This window comes from Pseudomonas sp. 44 R 15, from assembly GCF_900004965.1.
Taxonomy (GTDB): domain Bacteria; phylum Pseudomonadota; class Gammaproteobacteria; order Pseudomonadales; family Pseudomonadaceae; genus Aquipseudomonas; species Aquipseudomonas orientalis_A.
The window spans coordinates 7,136-21,553 of record NZ_CVTU01000110.1; the positions used below are offsets into that span (position 1 = coordinate 7,136).

At 61.3% G+C, this 14,418-nt stretch carries 17 protein-coding genes; 10 read left to right on the forward strand and 7 right to left on the reverse strand.

Translation table 11 applies throughout. The features are described from left to right. The 4 genes from BFP93_RS20615 to cysB form a co-directional block, all read left to right on the forward strand. The coding region (locus BFP93_RS20615; protein ID WP_065894682.1) for a putative 2-dehydropantoate 2-reductase at window positions 1-908 on the forward strand (908 nt) is incomplete at its 5' end. Between the two features lie 15 nt (window positions 909-923). Then, window positions 924-1,841 (forward strand): 5'-nucleotidase, encoded by a 918-nt coding sequence (locus BFP93_RS20620; protein ID WP_065885134.1) that lies wholly within the window; start codon window positions 924-926, stop codon window positions 1,839-1,841. 66 nt (window positions 1,842-1,907) lie between these two features. Further along, window positions 1,908-2,414: a universal stress protein gene (locus BFP93_RS20625; RefSeq protein WP_065894684.1), complete on the forward strand. Its 507-nt coding sequence runs from the start codon at window positions 1,908-1,910 to the stop codon at window positions 2,412-2,414. Window positions 2,415-2,511: 97 nt separating this feature from the next. Next, entirely contained in the window at window positions 2,512-3,486 is a 975-nt protein-coding gene (gene cysB / locus BFP93_RS20630; protein WP_057008395.1) for an HTH-type transcriptional regulator CysB, read from the forward strand. A gap of 6 nt (window positions 3,487-3,492) precedes the next feature. On the opposite strand, the gene BFP93_RS20635 is transcribed toward cysB, so the two are convergent. Both BFP93_RS20635 and BFP93_RS20640 read right to left on the reverse strand, forming a co-directional pair. Continuing rightward, window positions 3,493-3,975 (reverse strand): GreA/GreB family elongation factor, encoded by a 483-nt coding sequence (locus BFP93_RS20635; RefSeq protein WP_065894686.1) that lies wholly within the window; start codon window positions 3,973-3,975, stop codon window positions 3,493-3,495. Between the two features lie 12 nt (window positions 3,976-3,987). Then, window positions 3,988-4,356 carry a hypothetical protein gene (locus tag BFP93_RS20640; RefSeq protein WP_065894688.1) on the reverse strand — a complete coding sequence of 123 codons (369 nt, stop codon included), beginning with the start codon at window positions 4,354-4,356 and terminating at the stop codon, window positions 3,988-3,990. A 132-nt stretch (window positions 4,357-4,488) separates the two neighbouring features. Between BFP93_RS20640 and earP the strand changes: the two genes are divergently transcribed. Together earP and BFP93_RS20650 are read left to right on the forward strand one after the other, a co-directional pair. Then, the gene (earP, locus tag BFP93_RS20645; protein ID WP_065894690.1) at window positions 4,489-5,622 is read left to right on the forward strand and encodes an elongation factor P maturation arginine rhamnosyltransferase EarP; all 1,134 of its coding nucleotides are present in this window, start codon (window positions 4,489-4,491) and stop codon (window positions 5,620-5,622) included. Window positions 5,623-5,671: 49 nt separating this feature from the next. Next, the gene (locus tag BFP93_RS20650) at window positions 5,672-6,244 is read left to right on the forward strand and encodes an elongation factor P (protein ID WP_003172723.1); all 573 of its coding nucleotides are present in this window, start codon (window positions 5,672-5,674) and stop codon (window positions 6,242-6,244) included. A 162-nt stretch (window positions 6,245-6,406) separates the two neighbouring features. On the opposite strand, the gene BFP93_RS20655 is transcribed toward BFP93_RS20650, so the two are convergent. The 3 genes from BFP93_RS20655 to BFP93_RS20665 all read right to left on the reverse strand — a co-directional run bounded on the left by BFP93_RS20655 (window position 6,407) and on the right by BFP93_RS20665 (window position 8,593). Further along, window positions 6,407-6,826, reverse strand: coding sequence for an organic hydroperoxide resistance protein (locus BFP93_RS20655; RefSeq protein WP_065894692.1), 420 nt, complete (start codon window positions 6,824-6,826; stop codon window positions 6,407-6,409). Between the two features lie 285 nt (window positions 6,827-7,111). Next, on the reverse strand, window positions 7,112-7,564 hold the full coding sequence (locus BFP93_RS20660) for a MarR family winged helix-turn-helix transcriptional regulator (protein WP_065894694.1): 453 nt from the start codon (window positions 7,562-7,564) through the stop codon (window positions 7,112-7,114). Window positions 7,565-7,642: 78 nt separating this feature from the next. Continuing rightward, a complete protein-coding gene (locus tag BFP93_RS20665) occupies window positions 7,643-8,593 on the reverse strand; it encodes a LysR family transcriptional regulator (RefSeq protein ID WP_065894696.1) in 951 nt (316 codons plus the stop codon). Between the two features lie 109 nt (window positions 8,594-8,702). Between BFP93_RS20665 and BFP93_RS20670 the strand changes: the two genes are divergently transcribed. Next, the gene (locus tag BFP93_RS20670) at window positions 8,703-9,452 is read left to right on the forward strand and encodes a sulfite exporter TauE/SafE family protein (RefSeq protein ID WP_065885142.1); all 750 of its coding nucleotides are present in this window, start codon (window positions 8,703-8,705) and stop codon (window positions 9,450-9,452) included. On the opposite strand, the gene BFP93_RS20675 is transcribed toward BFP93_RS20670, so the two are convergent. Continuing rightward, window positions 9,442-10,323 (reverse strand): LysR family transcriptional regulator, encoded by an 882-nt coding sequence (locus BFP93_RS20675; protein ID WP_065894698.1) that lies wholly within the window; start codon window positions 10,321-10,323, stop codon window positions 9,442-9,444. The genes BFP93_RS20670 and BFP93_RS20675 overlap by 11 nt on opposite strands. Window positions 10,324-10,393: 70 nt before the next feature. On the opposite strand from BFP93_RS20675, the gene BFP93_RS20680 reads away from it, so the two are divergent. Continuing rightward, window positions 10,394-10,600: a DUF1127 domain-containing protein gene (locus tag BFP93_RS20680; RefSeq protein WP_065894700.1), complete on the forward strand. Its 207-nt coding sequence runs from the start codon at window positions 10,394-10,396 to the stop codon at window positions 10,598-10,600. 44 nt (window positions 10,601-10,644) lie between these two features. Then, complete coding sequence (locus tag BFP93_RS20685) at window positions 10,645-11,874, forward strand: winged helix-turn-helix domain-containing protein (RefSeq protein WP_065894702.1); 1,230 nt, start codon at window positions 10,645-10,647, stop codon at window positions 11,872-11,874. Window positions 11,875-11,969: 95 nt separating this feature from the next. Here the strand turns inward: BFP93_RS20685 and BFP93_RS20690 are convergent, their stop codons facing one another. Then, window positions 11,970-13,316: a class II 3-deoxy-7-phosphoheptulonate synthase gene (locus BFP93_RS20690; protein ID WP_065894704.1), complete on the reverse strand. Its 1,347-nt coding sequence runs from the start codon at window positions 13,314-13,316 to the stop codon at window positions 11,970-11,972. A 125-nt stretch (window positions 13,317-13,441) separates the two neighbouring features. Between BFP93_RS20690 and BFP93_RS20695 the strand changes: the two genes are divergently transcribed. After that, the gene (locus BFP93_RS20695; RefSeq protein WP_065894705.1) at window positions 13,442-14,197 is read left to right on the forward strand and encodes a spermidine synthase; all 756 of its coding nucleotides are present in this window, start codon (window positions 13,442-13,444) and stop codon (window positions 14,195-14,197) included. Window positions 14,198-14,418: the final 221 nt, after the last annotated feature.

Sequence of the window (14,418 nt, forward strand, 5' to 3'; positions counted from 1 at the left end):
TTGGCGGGTTTTATGGCCTGATGCTGGCGCGTGCCGGGTTCGACGTGCATTTTCTGCTGCGCAGCGAATACGCAGTGGTCAGCAAGCAGGGTCTGCGCCTCAACAGCTGCGTGCATGGCAACCTGCACCTGCATCCGGTGCAGGCGTATGCCAACGCTGCGGATATGCCGCCGTGCGATTGGCTGCTGGTGGGTACCAAATCCACCGGCAATGCCGACCTGGCCCCGACCATCGCCCAGGTTGCGGCGCCGGATGCCAAGGTGGTGCTGTTGCAAAACGGACTGGATGTCGAGGACAGCCTGCGTGAACACCTGCCGCCGTCGCTGCACTTGCTCGGCGGCCTGTGTTACATCGGCGTGCATCGCGCCGCGCCGGGCGTCGTCGAGCATCAGGCGCTGGGGCGGGTCAACCTGGGCTATCACAGCGGCACCGCAGCCAACGATGAAGCGCGGCAGCAGGCGATTGTCGAAGAAGGGGCCGGCCTGTTTCATCAAGCGGGTATCGAGTCCCAGGCCATGACCAGCGTGCATCAGGCCCGCTGGCATAAACTGGTGTGGAATGTGCCGTTCAACGGCCTCTCGGTTTTGCTCGGCGCCGGGACCCGCGCGCTGATGGCGGATGAATCCAGCCGTGCGCTGATTCAGGCGCTGATGGCCGAAGTGGTGCAGGGCGCTCACGCCTGTGGCCATGACATTGCCGCGAGCTACGCCGGGCAGATGTTTGCCATGACTGAAACCATGGACGACTACCTGCCCAGCATGTATCACGATCACGTGCACAAGCGTGCGCTGGAACTGGCGGCCATCTATGCGCGACCCTTGGCCGCCGCCAAAGCGGCCGGCTGCGAATTGCCGCGCATGCAGGCGCTTTACCAGGCCTTGAGTTTTATTGATCGGCACAATCGCTGATTCGGGGGCACTGACATGGTGAAGGGATTGAGCGACAAACTGGTGCTGGCGATTTCATCGCGAGCCTTATTCGATTTGAGCGAAAGCCACAAGGTCTATCTCGCCGAAGGCGTGGAGCCGTATCGCCAGTACCAGATCGAGCACGAGGAGGAAATCCTTGAACCCGGCGACGCGTTCCCGCTGGTCAAGAAACTGCTGAGCCTCAATGCCAGCCTCGGGCGCGCCCGTGTCGAGGTGGTATTGGTGTCGCGCAACAGCGCCGATACCGGCCTGCGAGTGTTCAACTCGATCCAGCATTACGGCCTGGACATTTCCCGCGCCGCTTTCGTTGGAGGGCGTAGTCCCTATCCGTATTTAGCCGCCTTTGGTTGCCATCTGTTTCTGTCGACCCATGCAGAAGATGTGCGCAGTGCGCTCGACGCCGGTTTTGCCGCAGCGACGATCCTGTCGGGTGGCCCGCACCGGGCATCAAGCGAGGAACTGCGCATCGCCTTCGATGGCGATGCGGTGCTGTTCTCCGACGAGTCCGAGCGCGTCTATCAGGCCGGCGGCCTGGAAGCGTTCCAGGCCAGCGAACGAGAGTCGGCGCGCGAGCCGTTGCACGGGGGCCCGTTCAAGGGCTTCCTGGCGGCGCTCAACCTGTTGCAGCGTGAGTTCGCCGACGAGGCGTGCCCGATTCGCACGGCACTGGTCACCGCACGCTCGGCGCCGTCCCACGAGCGGGTCATTCGCACCTTGCGCGAATGGGATATCCGCCTGGATGAATCGTTGTTCCTGGGTGGCCTGGATAAATCCGCGTTCCTGGAAGCCTTCGCCGCCGATGTGTTCTTCGATGACCAGGTCGGCCATTGTGAGCGCGCCAGGGAGGTCGTGGCCACCGGGCATGTGCCCCATGGCATCAGTAATGAGTTGAAAATCCAGAGCGAGAGCTGAGCCGCACTGCTCGAGGCGCTGCTAAGCTCATTTGATCTCCGCCAGCCTGGCAACCCAGGGGGTTCTATGATTCGTTCGATGCTGTACGCCACGGATCTTGGCCTGTATGCACCGTATGTCATGCAACATGCCCTGGCGTTGGCGCGAACGTTCAAGGCCGATTTATATGTGATTCATGTGGTGGAGCCCATCGGGCTGTTCGCTGAATCGGTGTTGCAGAGCTACCTTGATGAAAAGGCCCTCAGCGAATGGCAGCGCCAGGGGCTGACCACGGTCATGGCGACGATCGAGCAACGGGTGCTCGACAGCTTTCGCGAGGAGCTGGGGGATGGGGAGCAGGACCTGAAGTTGATTCGTTCGGTGCGGGTGATCCAAGGGGACCCCTGCGAAGTGATTCTCGACCAACTGCATAAGCTTTGCGTCGACCTGTTGATCGTCGGCAGTCATAGCCATGCCAGCGCAGCGGCTACACCGCTTGGGCGTACCGCTGCGCGCCTGGTGCAGGTGGCGAGTGTGCCGGTTTACCTGGTGCCGTCGCTGCAACGTCGGCGCAGTGATGATATTGATCGGTAAAAAACGATAAAAAGTTCTAGATTTATATATCTTACCTTTAATATAGTTATATACCGTCGCTGATACCCGTGGCGTCTATCTGCTTTGAGGGATTCATATGAAGCTTCAACAACTGCGCTACATCTGGGAAGTGGCGCACCACGACCTCAACGTTTCCGCAACCGCTCAAAGCCTCTACACGTCGCAACCCGGTATCAGCAAGCAGATCCGCCTGCTCGAAGACGAGCTGGGCGTCGAAGTATTCGCGCGCAGCGGCAAGCACTTGACCCGCGTCACGCCGGCGGGCGAGCGCATCATTACCACGGCCGGCGAGATCCTGCGCAAGGTCGAGAGCATCAAGCAGATCGCCCAGGAATTCTCCAACGAGAAGAAGGGCACCCTGTCGATCGCCACCACCCACACCCAGGCACGCTACGCCTTGCCGCCGGTGATCCGCGATTTTATCAAGCAATACCCCGACGTGGCATTGCACATGCACCAGGGCTCGCCGATGCAGATCGCCGAGATGGCCGCTGACGGCACCGTCGATTTCGCTATCGCCACCGAAGCCCTGGAGCTGTTCGGTGACCTGGTCATGATGCCGTGCTACCGCTGGAACCGTTGCGTGGTGGTGCCGCAGGGACACCCCTTGGCCAAGTTGCCGAAGCTGACCCTGGAAGCCTTGGCCGAATACCCGATCGTGACCTACGTCTTCGGGTTCACCGGGCGTTCCAAGCTCGACGAAGCCTTCAGCCACCGCGGTCTTACCCCGAAGGTGGTGTTTACCGCAGCCGACGCCGATGTGATCAAGACTTACGTGCGCCTGGGCCTGGGCGTGGGCATCGTCGCCAAGATGGCCGTCGACACCCAGCTCGATAAAGACCTGGTGGTGCTCGATGCCAGCGAGCTGTTCGAATCCAGCGTGACCAAGATCGGTTTCCGGCGTGGCACGTTCCTACGCGGTTTCATGTGCGATTTCATCGAGAAATTCGCACCGCACCTGACCCGCGAAGTGATGGCCAAGGCGATTCAGTGCCACAACAAGCAGGAACTGGAAGCGTTGTTCGACGGCGTTGAACTGCCGGTTCACTAAAGCGGCTCAGCGGGCCTCGGTCACGGTGAAGTATTGCCGGGCGCCCGCCACCAGAATCTCCACCTCGTCATCGATGCACTTGCCCAGCAGGCTCTTGCCCAACGGAGCGCGCGGGGTGATGACGGTGACGGGTTGCCCGACCACAGCCACCTTCAACCCCGCCGCATCCGGCGCCAGGAACAGCCACTGCTGGCGACCGTCCTCGTCTTCCAGACCGACCAGGGTGCCGAGTTCAATCCCGCGCTGATCATCGTAGGCACGCAGCTGCAGATTCTGGCACAGCACCAGCGATTGCCTGATTTCCTCGACTCGCCTGGCTTGTCCGGTCGCCAGGTACGAGGCCTCAAGGCCTAGGGTGTCGTATTTGTTCTCGGCGATGTTTTCTTCGTGGGTCGCCGTCTCGTAAGCGGCCTGCGCGGCGCGTTGGAGGACATCGAGGTCGACTGTCAGCTTTTCCAGAATCAATTGAAGGACGGCGTGTTTATTCATGGCTGTGCTTGATCATTCGCAGAATTGCAGGACATTTGCCCGGCTTTTTTCGTTGGGGGCGTTCTGGTCCTGTTGCAGCCAGAACTGGCATTTGGGGTTGGACAAATTGCGCGCATTGTTTCGCGCCTGCTCCAGGGTCTGTTGCTGCTCCTGCTTTTGCAGGTTCTGCTGGTACTGCTCAAACATGCGGTTGGTCGGCTCCGGTGCAGCCGCAGGCGGTTTGCCCAACTGTTGAACGGCCTGGGCCACCGGCGCCAGGCTCTGCGGGAACAGGTAGCGCGAGGCCAGCCAGGTGGTCAGCGCGATGGCGATAAACCCCAGCCACACGCCTGCGGCAATGGCGATGCACAGTTTGAACAGCGACATCGGACGGTCGGACATGGTGGCCTCCTGGCGAGCATTGACGGCAAGTTGGCGATTGTCGCACAGCCACTGTGCAGAATAATCGTGATCAAGCCTTCTGCATCGGCGCATTTATGCGGACAATCGAGCCTTTGAGCATTGGAGCCCGGAATGAAAGCCCGCTGGGATATTTTTTGCAGCGTCGTCGACAACTATGGCGACATTGGCGTGACCTGGCGATTGGCCCGGCAATTGGTCGCCGAGCACGCGTGCGCTGTGCGCCTGTGGGTCGATGACCTGCGCGCCTTTGAGCGCATGTGCCCGCAGATCGATGTCAGCCTGGAGCAGCAGTGGCAAGAGGGCGTCGACGTGCGCCACTGGCCGAGCGAATGGGCGCCAACCCCGGCGGCCGATGTGGTGATCGCGGCGTTTGCTTGCCAACTGCCGGCTGACTACATGGAAGCCATGGCCGCGCGCGCGCGCACGCCGTTGTGGATGAACCTGGATTACCTCAGTGCCGAGGACTGGGTGGTGGGCTGTCACCGCCTGCCGTCGGTGAAGTTCAAGGGGGTGCAGAAGTACTTCTTTTTTCCTGGCTTTCGCCCAGGCACTGGCGGGCTGTTGCGTGAAGCAGGGTTACTGCAGCAGCGTCAGGCTTTTCAGCAGGACACCCATGCGCAGCGCCAATTCCTGCAGGCCCTGGGCGTGTTTCCGGTAGCCGATGCGCGGCTGATCTCGCTGTTCGCCTACGAAAACGCCGCGCTGGGCGGCTGGCTGGACGTGTTGTCGACAGACGGGCGTGCCACTCATCTGTTGGTGCCGGAAGGGCGCATCCTGGGCGATGTGCAACGCTGGCTGGGCGAGGAAGGGCTCACGGCCGGGGCGATTCATCAGCGCGGGGCGTTGACCGTGCAGGTGCTGCCGTTCGTGCGCCAGGCGCAGTACGACAAATTATTGTGGTGCTGTGAGCTGAATGCCGTGCGTGGCGAGGATTCGTTCGTGCGCGCCCAGTGGGCCGGGCGCCCGTTGCTGTGGCACATCTATCGTCAGGACGAAGACATCCACCTGGACAAGCTCGATGCCTTTCTCGAGCTGTACACCGCCGCCTTGTCGCCGGCTGCCAAGGCGGCGCTGGTGGCACTGTGGCAAGCCTGGAACACCGAGGGCGATATGGCCCAGCCGTGGAAAAGGCTGCAGGAGCACTGGCCGGAACTCAACGCACATGCGCAGAACTGGTGTCTGGAACAGGCCTTGCAGGCCGATCTTGCGACGGCGCTGGTACAGTTTTATGAAAGTTGGATATGATACGCCACCTTGATTTTTGTAAATCCCATCCAAATTTCGGATATATGCAATGAAAACTGGTAAAGAACTGAAACCCGGTACAGTGATCCGTCTCGAAAACGACCCTTGGCTGGTTCAGAAAGCTGAGTTCACCAAGTCCGGTCGTAACAGCGCCATCATGAAGACCAAGCTGAAGAACCTGCTGACCGGTTACAAGACCGAGATCGTCTACAGCGCCGATGACAAACTGGACGACGTGATCCTCGACCGCAAGGAAGCGACCCTGTCCTTCATCAGCGGCGACACCTACACGTTCATGGACACCACCGACTACACCATGTACGAGCTGAACGCTGAAGATATCGAAGCCGTTCTGCCGTTCATCGAAGAAGGCATGGAAGACGTCTGCGAAGCTATTTTCTTCGAAGAGCGCCTGGTTTCCGTAGAGCTGCCGACCACTATCGTGCGTAAAGTTGCCTACACCGAAGGTTCCGCTCGCGGTGACACTTCCGGCAAGGTGATGAAGCCTGCCAAGCTGAGCAACGGTACCGAACTGCAAGTGGCCGATTTCATCGAAATCGACGACCTGATCGAGATCGACACCCGTGAAGGTGGTTCGTACAAAGGTCGCGCCAAGAAGTAATTCCTGCGCCGCGATACGAACGAAAAAGCCCGACCATGTGTCGGGCTTTTTTATGCGTGCAGGGTTTACACCGGCATACCGGCCGGGTCCAGTTTGCGGGCGTAGCGCTCCGCGCGCTGGCTGGCATCGGTGGTGTAATGGTCCCGATCAGGGCGACAGTGGTTAAACGGTTACGCGCAGACGCACATCAACGTTGCCGCGAGTGGCGTTGGAGTACGGGCAGACCTGGTGAGCGGCGTCGACCAGCGTTTGCGCGTCATCCTGGTCCAGGCCTGGCAGGCTGATGTGCAGGTCGATGTCCAGGCCGAAACCGCCGGGGATCTGGCCGATGCCAACGTGGGCGGTGATCGAAGCGTCATCTGGGATTTTGCGTTTGGTCTGGCCGGCGACGAATTTCAGTGCACCGATAAAGCAGGCCGAGTAGCCGGCGGCGAACAGTTGCTCAGGATTGGTGGCCTGACCGCCGGCACCGCCCAATTCCTTGGGCGTGGAGAGTTTGACGTCGAGGATGTTGTCGCTGGAGACAGCGCGACCATCACGGCCGCCGGTGGCGGTGGCTACTGCGGTATAGAGCGTTTGCATGGTGTCGTCCTCTGATTATTAGCGCTAAATGTTTGCGCGCTAAGTAGTTGGTGAGGTGAATGTATAGCGCTAATGTTTAGTGCGAAAGATAAATTCACAAATATTTTTCAGGTGACGGGAAAACAATGTGGGAGGGGGCACACCCTAATGCCAGTCAGTAAGGCTTTTTTTGTAGGAGCGAGCTTGCTCGCGAAAAACTCACAGACACCGCATTCATTCAGGAAGTACGCGTTATCGTTGACGTTTTTCGCGAGCAAGCTCGCTCCTACAGGATTTGGTGCTTCTTTAGAGTGTGTTTTGCAGGTTGCTGCGCAAAGCAATCAAATCCGCCTGCAGCTTGCGTAACTGCTCCAGTTCCATCCCGCTGGCCCCGAGGATGCACTGCGGGATCCCCATGGCCTTGTCCTGCAGCGCCCGCCCGGCAGCGGTCAACTCCACCACTACCACACGCTCGTCTTCGCGGCTGCGGGTGCGGCTCAACAGGCTTTCGGCTTCCAGGCGCTTGAGCAAAGGCGTCAGGGAGCCGGGGTCGGTGAGCAGGCGGCTGCTGATTTCACCCACGGTCAAACCGTCTTCTTCCCACAACACCATCATGGCCAGGTACTGCGGATAGGTCAGGCCGAGGGCCTGAAGGAGAGGTTTGTATGCCTTGGTCATCAGCAGCGAGGTGGAATGCAATGCGAAACACAGCTGGTTATCCAGCATCAAGGATTCACAGGGGGTTGGATTTTTGCTCATGGCGGTGCCTCGAAAAGCCGGTATGACGGGAATCTAGCGGGCAAATCTTTAATGCGCCAGGTAATTCTGCGCGCACGGTCAGACCAGGCCGCTTTGCAATGCCAGATCCCAGGGCGGCACCGGGCTGAAACGGGACTTCAGGTATTCCAGCAGCAACCGGCTGCGTGCATTGGGTTGCTGTTCCAGGCGTAGCGCATAGATGCCGGCGGTTTCCGGGTTCGGCAAGCCGCTTTCACAAAACAGTGGCAAGAGTTCACCGCGCACTAGGTATTCGCTGGCCAGCCACGTAGGCAGGTGCGCAATGCCCAGCCCTGCCAGGGCGCCGGAGAGCAGGGCCTCGGCATTGTTGGCACTCATGCGGATACGACGAGGGCGATAGATGGCACGGCGCCCGTCCAGTTCGAAGCGCCAGGCGAACATCGGCGCCAACCCGTCCCAGTCCAGGCCGTCGTGCTCGCTCAGTTCCCGCGGGTGCGTTGGCGTGCCTCGGCTTTTCAGGTAAGCCGGGCTGGCGCAGGCAATGCGCACGATACTGGCAAGCGGCGTGGCGATCAGACGCGTGTCGGCAATATGCCCGGCGCGCAGCACCAGGTCGACCTTGCCCAGGTGCGCGCCCTGCATATCGACAAAACTGTCGATCAAATGCAGCTGTACATCCAGCCCTGGGTACACCTGCAGGAAATCTGCGATCACGGGCGCCAAGTGCCGTCGCCCGAACGCCGCCGGTGCGTCCACGCGGATCAGGCCTTCGGGCGCATGGCTCAGGGACACGGCTTCGGCGCGCGCCAGCTGCAACTCGCCGACAATCCGTCGCGCCCGCTCGGCAAAGGCCAGTCCGGCCGGGGTAGGGACCACGGCATGGGTGCTGCGCTGGAACAGGCGGCTGCCGACAGCGTTCTCCAAACTGTCGATACGCCGCGCCACTGCCGAGGGGGTTAACGGATAGCGGCGCGCAGCGGCGGAAAAGCTGCCGCTTTCCAGCACATCGAGAAACAGGCTCAACTGGTCGGTCAACGTATTGGGATTCATGGGTCCATGCTTGTGCGAGTTTGGCACAGCCATTGTGCGTTGCTGTGCCTTTGCGCGCCATAGCGGACTGCGTAGCATGCAACACTCAGGATTTGTGGAGTAGCGAGCGGTGGTGGATCTGGCGATGTACCTGGTATTGGGCGCGGCCCTGGGCACAGTAGGCGGCTTGTTTGGTATTGGCGGCGGACTGATCGCCATCCCGGTGCTGGGTGTGCTGTTCGGGCTTGATCAGCAGATCGCCCAAGGCACCGCGCTGGTGATGGTGGTGCCCAATGTGATGCTGGCCCTGTGGCGGTATCACCAGCGCAACCGCATTGAACTGCGCCACGCCTTGCCGCTGGGTGTGATGGGCTTCAGCTTCGCATGGCTGGGTTCAATTTGGGCGGTAGGCCTGGATGCCGGCGCGATGCGGATCGGGTTTATCGTCTTTTTGGTGGTACTGGCAGCCTACAACCTGTTGCGCATGTTCACCCGTAACGCACCGCCGACGGCGCAAATGCGCTATTCCTGGCCGTGGCTGGGCGTACTCGGCGCAGCGTCAGGCGCCATGGGCGGATTGTTCGGTGTCGGTGGCGCGGTGGTGGCCACGCCGGTGCTTACCAGCGTTTTCGGCACCAGCCAGGTGGTCGCCCAGGGCTTGTCCCTGGCGCTGGCGCTGCCCAGCACCGGCGTGACCCTGGTCACTTACGCCTGGCATCACGAAGTGGACTGGCTGATCGGCGTGCCGTTGGCCGTGGGCGGCCTGCTCAGCATCAGTTGGGGCGTGAAAGTCGCTCATGCACTGCCCGAGCGGGTGTTACGTGGCCTGTTCTGCGGTTTTCTGGCGGTGTGCGCGGTGATGCTGACGTTTAAAGTCTGAACCCTTCGAGAATGTATTCGGCCAGGCATTCGGTAATGGGCGACGTCATTTGCGGGTTGCGCAGCAAGCGCAGGTTCATCGACGGCAAAGGCGGGAAGCCTTCGTCGCTGCCGAGCACGCGCAGGTCCTGGGACACCAGGCTTTCCATGCTGACCATCGCCGCCAGGCCGGCACTGACCACTGCCAGGATCGCCGCGCCATTGGAGCTGTGATAGGCCAGGCGATAATCCCGTCCAGCCGTATCCAGCGCGGCCTGGGCCCACTGCGTGTAGAGGCAGTCGCCGCCGGAAACCGCCAGGGGCAGGGACTCGTGCTCGTCCACGCAAAAACACGGCGCGGCGGCCCACACCATGCGCTCAGTGCGCAGGAATTCACCGAGATCGTTGCCGGGCTCGCGGCTGATGACGGTCAAGGCCAGGTCCCGTCTCTGCATCAGCACCGTTGACGACTCGCAGTGCAGCTCGATCTGGATCAGCGGATAGGCCTTGGAAAACTGCTTGAGAATGCCCGGCAGGAAGCGCATCACGTAATCGTCCGGCGTGCCGATGCGCACCAACCCCACCATATGCGGCTCGCGCAGGGTGTTGAACACTTCGCTGTGCAGTTTCAGGATGCGCCGCGCATAGCCCAGCAATACCTGGCCCTCAGGCGTCAGCCGCACCTGACGGCCGTCGCGTTCGAACAGCTTGCGCTGCAGCACGTCTTCTTCCAGACGTTTCATTTGCATGCTCACCGCCGATTGGGTGCGGTTGACCAGTTCCCCTGCGCGGGTAAAACCGCCCTGATCGGCGATGGCGACGAAGGTGCGCAGCACTTCCGTGTCGATGCTCGGGTAAGTCGACAATTGATCAATCTCCAAGATGTATTGCATAAGAAACATTCGTTGGATTGATCATAGGCGCAGGCACACACTCGCGTCATCCCCACTGGAGGGCGAGAAGATGAAAGGTCAAAAAGATCATGGGTCGATGGCAAGGTCGCCGTTGTCAGGGCTTCTTCGCAGCATTTCGCGTTGGCCGGCGTTGCATCGCGAACGCCGGATGCTGGCGGGCATGAGTGATGATGCGCTTAAGGATATCGGGCTCAACCGTGTCGACGTGGAGCAGGAGATCCACCGGCATTTCTGGGATGACCCGCTGCGCAAGTGACTTCGGATGCAGTAGGGTAGGCGCGAGCATTCAAGGAGCCATCCATGCCCGCCGTCCTCTCCTTTTCCCTCAAGCAGGCACGCCGCATGGCGCTGGCGGCCCAGGGCTTTTCCGGGCGCCAGCCGCCGGCGCAGATAAAAGCCGCACACCTCAACCGCCTGATCGAACGCCTTGGCGTGCTGCAGATCGACTCGGTCAATGCGGTGGTGCGTTCCCATTACCTGCCGCTGTTTTCTCGACTGGGCAATTATTCCCCCTTGATTCTGGAACAGGCCGCCTGGAGCCAGGGGCGACGGCGCTCGCTGTTCGAATACTGGGGGCATGAGGCCTCGCTGCTGCCCATGGCGATGTACCCCTTGATGCGCTGGCGCATGGAGCGGGCCAGGCAGGGCCAGGGGATTTACGCGCAAATGGCGCGGTTCGGGCGGGAGCGGCAGGACACGGTCCAGCGCGTTCTGCAGGCTGTCGAACAGCAGGGCGCCTTAGGTGCGGGCAGCCTGTCGACCCGTGAAGAGCGCGCCGGGCCCTGGTGGGATTGGAGTGACGAGAAACATGCGCTGGAATGGCTGTTCGCGGCCGGTCTGGTCACCGTGGCCGGGCGGCGCGGGTTTGAGCGCCTGTACGATTTGCCGGAGCGAGTGATCCCCGGCGAAATCCTTCAAACCGTCGTGAGCGAAGCCGAGGCCCTGCGCGGCTTGTTGGTGCACAGCGCCGGCGCATTGGGCGTGGCCACTGAAAAAGACCTGCGCGATTACTTCCGCCTCGACCCCGTCGACAGTCGCCAGCGCCTGGCTGAGTTGGTCGAGGAGGGACAGTTGCTGAGCTGTCGGGTGCAGGGCTGGAAGCAATCGGCGTACTGCCTGCCCGCGCCGAAAGTGCCACGCAACGTGCCGGCCAGCGCGTTGCTGTCGCCCTTTGATTCGTTGATCTGGGAGCGTGCCCGTACCGAGCGCCTGTTCGATTTCAGGTACCGCCTGGAAATCTACACCCCCCAACACAAGCGGGTGTACGGCTACTACGTCCTGCCGTTTTTGCACAACGAGCGGATCGCTGCGCGCGTTGATGTGCGCGCCGAGCGGGCCAACGGCTGCCTGGCGGTGCATGCGGTGCACGAGGAGGAGCAGGGCCTGGACGAGCCGGGCATGCTGGCGTTGGCGCTGAACCTGCGGCAGATGGCCGATTGGCTGGGGCTGCAACAGGTCAAGCTCAATTGCCAGCGGCCGAGTGCTGCGCGGTTACGTTTGGCAATGCTCAAGATGGATGCTGGGCTTTAGGGCGCCATCGGGGGCAAGCCCCTCCCACAGGGGAATACGCTCCACATGTGGGAGGGGGCTTGCCCCCGATTGGCGTCAGTCCAGTCGACACCCATCTAGCGCTTGACCTGTTTCAGGGTTTCGGCAATCAGGAACGCCAGTTCCAGGGACTGATCGGCGTTCATCCGCGGGTCGCAGTGGGTGTGATAGCGGTCCGACAAACCGTCTTCGGTGATCGGCCGTGCGCCGCCGATGCATTCGGTGACGTTCTGCCCGGTCATCTCGATATGAATGCCGCCGGCATAGCTGCCTTCAGCCTGGTGGACCTGGAAGAACTCCTTCACTTCGCCAAGGATCTGCGCAAAGTCGCGGGTCTTGTAACCGCTGCTGGCCTTGATGGTGTTGCCATGCATCGGGTCGCTGCTCCACAGCACTTGCTTGCCTTCGCGCTGTACGGCGCGAATCAGCCCGGGCAGGTGGTCGCCCACCTTATTGGCGCCCATGCGTGCGATCAGGTTCAAGCGGCCAGGGTCGTTGTCCGGGTTGAGAATATCGATAAGACGGATCAGGTCGTCGGGGTTCATGCTCGGGCCGACCTTGACCCCGATCGGGTTGTTCACCCCGCGCAGGAATTCGACATGGGCGCCATCCAACTGCCGGGTACGGTCGCCAATCCAGAGCATATGGGCCGAGCAGTCGTAGTAGTCGTTGGTCAGGCTGTCGCGACGTACAAAGGCTTCTTCATAGTTGAGCAGCAACGCTTCGTGAGCGGTGAAGAAGCTGGTCTCGCGCAGCTGCGGCGAGTCGTCCATGCCGCAGGCGCGCATGAAGGCCAGGGTTTCGTCGATGCGGTCAGCCAGTTGGCTGTATTTCTCGGCCAGCGCGGAGTTGGCGATAAAGTCCAGGTTCCACTTGTGCACCTGGTGCAGGTCGGCGAAGCCGCCTTGGGCAAAGGCGCGCAGCAGGTTGAGGGTCGCGGTGGACTGGTGGTAGCTCTGCAGCAGGCGGTCCGGGTCCGGTACGCGGCTTTTTTCGTCGAAGCCGATGCCATTGACGATATCGCCGCGGTAGGCGGGCAGGGTGACGCCGTCGATGGTTTCATCGTTGGACGAGCGCGGTTTGGCGAACTGGCCTGCCATGCGCCCGACTTTGACCGCCGGGCAGCCGGCGGCGAAGGTCATGACAATCGCCATCTGCAGCAGCACCTTGAAGGTGTCACGGATTTTCGCGGCGGAGAACTCGGCAAAGCTCTCGGCGCAGTCACCGCCTTGCAGCAGGAAGGCGCGACCCTGGGTCACTTCGGCAAACTGACGACGCAATTCGCGGGCTTCCCCGGCAAACACCAGCGGCGGGTAACTGGCCAGGCTCTGCTCCACTCGCTGCAGGTGCGCAGCATCCGGGTAGCGGGGTTGCTGCTGGATAGGCAGGGCACGCCAGCTGTCGGGGCTCCAGGGTTGGCTCATCATGCACTCGTTGGGTAGGTTGAAGTTCGGACGCCAATGTTAGCAGCAATTAGTGCGTGACCTGCCGACGTCGCTTGGCCGACAATCGCGCACTTTGCCCTGCAGCCAACCCGTTAGGAGTAGTGATGAGCGAGGAGCGTGTGGAGCGCCTGCTGGCCGAAGTCCATGATGATTTCGGCATGATCCGTGTGCTGGAAGTGGCCGATTACCGTTTTCTCGAATTTGGCGACGCCATCGAGCAAAGTTGTGTGTTCACCGCCGACCCGAGCTGGCTGGAGTATGACTATACCCGCGCGATGTTGATCGGGGCGTTGTGCCATGAGCAGCCGGAGAGTGCGCTGTTCCTCGGCCTGGGCGCCGGCACGTTGACCCAGGCATGCCTCAGGTTCTTGACGCTTGACGATGTTGAAGCCATCGAGCTGCGCCCCGACGTACCGCGCCTGGCGATGGAGTATTTGGGGCTGGACGATGATCCACGCCTGTATATCCGCATCGGCGATGCCCTGCAATTGCTCGACAGCGCTGAACCGGCCGATCTGATCTTCGTCGACTTGTACACCGATGTGGGGCCGGGCGTCGGCCATCTGGCCTGGACGTTCCTCGAGAACTGCCAGAAGAAGCTCAACCCGGGCGGCTGGCTGGTGATCAACCAGTGGGCCACCGATGACGGCAAGCCGCTGGGCGCAGCGTTGTTGCGCGGGTTGTATCACCGGCATTACTGGGAACTGCCGGTGAAGGAGGGCAATGTGATTCTGCTGGTGCCTTCGGAGCTGGATCAGGAGTTGGACCTGGAGGCGCTGGTGGTCCGTGCAGAAGCCTTGGCGCCGCGTCTGGGGTATTCGTTGCAGGCGTTGATCAAGGCGATTCGGCCGGCGACTTAGTCGTCTGTGCCGGCCTCATCGGGGGCAAGTCGAATCGTCGCACTGGCCCTGCCACATTTTGATTTGTGAATACATTCAAGTGTGGGAGGGGGCTTGCCGCCGATGGCGGCCTCTGGGCCGACCAGGGTGTTGGATTGGGTTGAGTACATATCCGTTTCTGCGGTAACGGCTGCTATGGGTTCCGCTTTTACAGCGGCTCACTTTTGAAAAGCGCAAAAGTA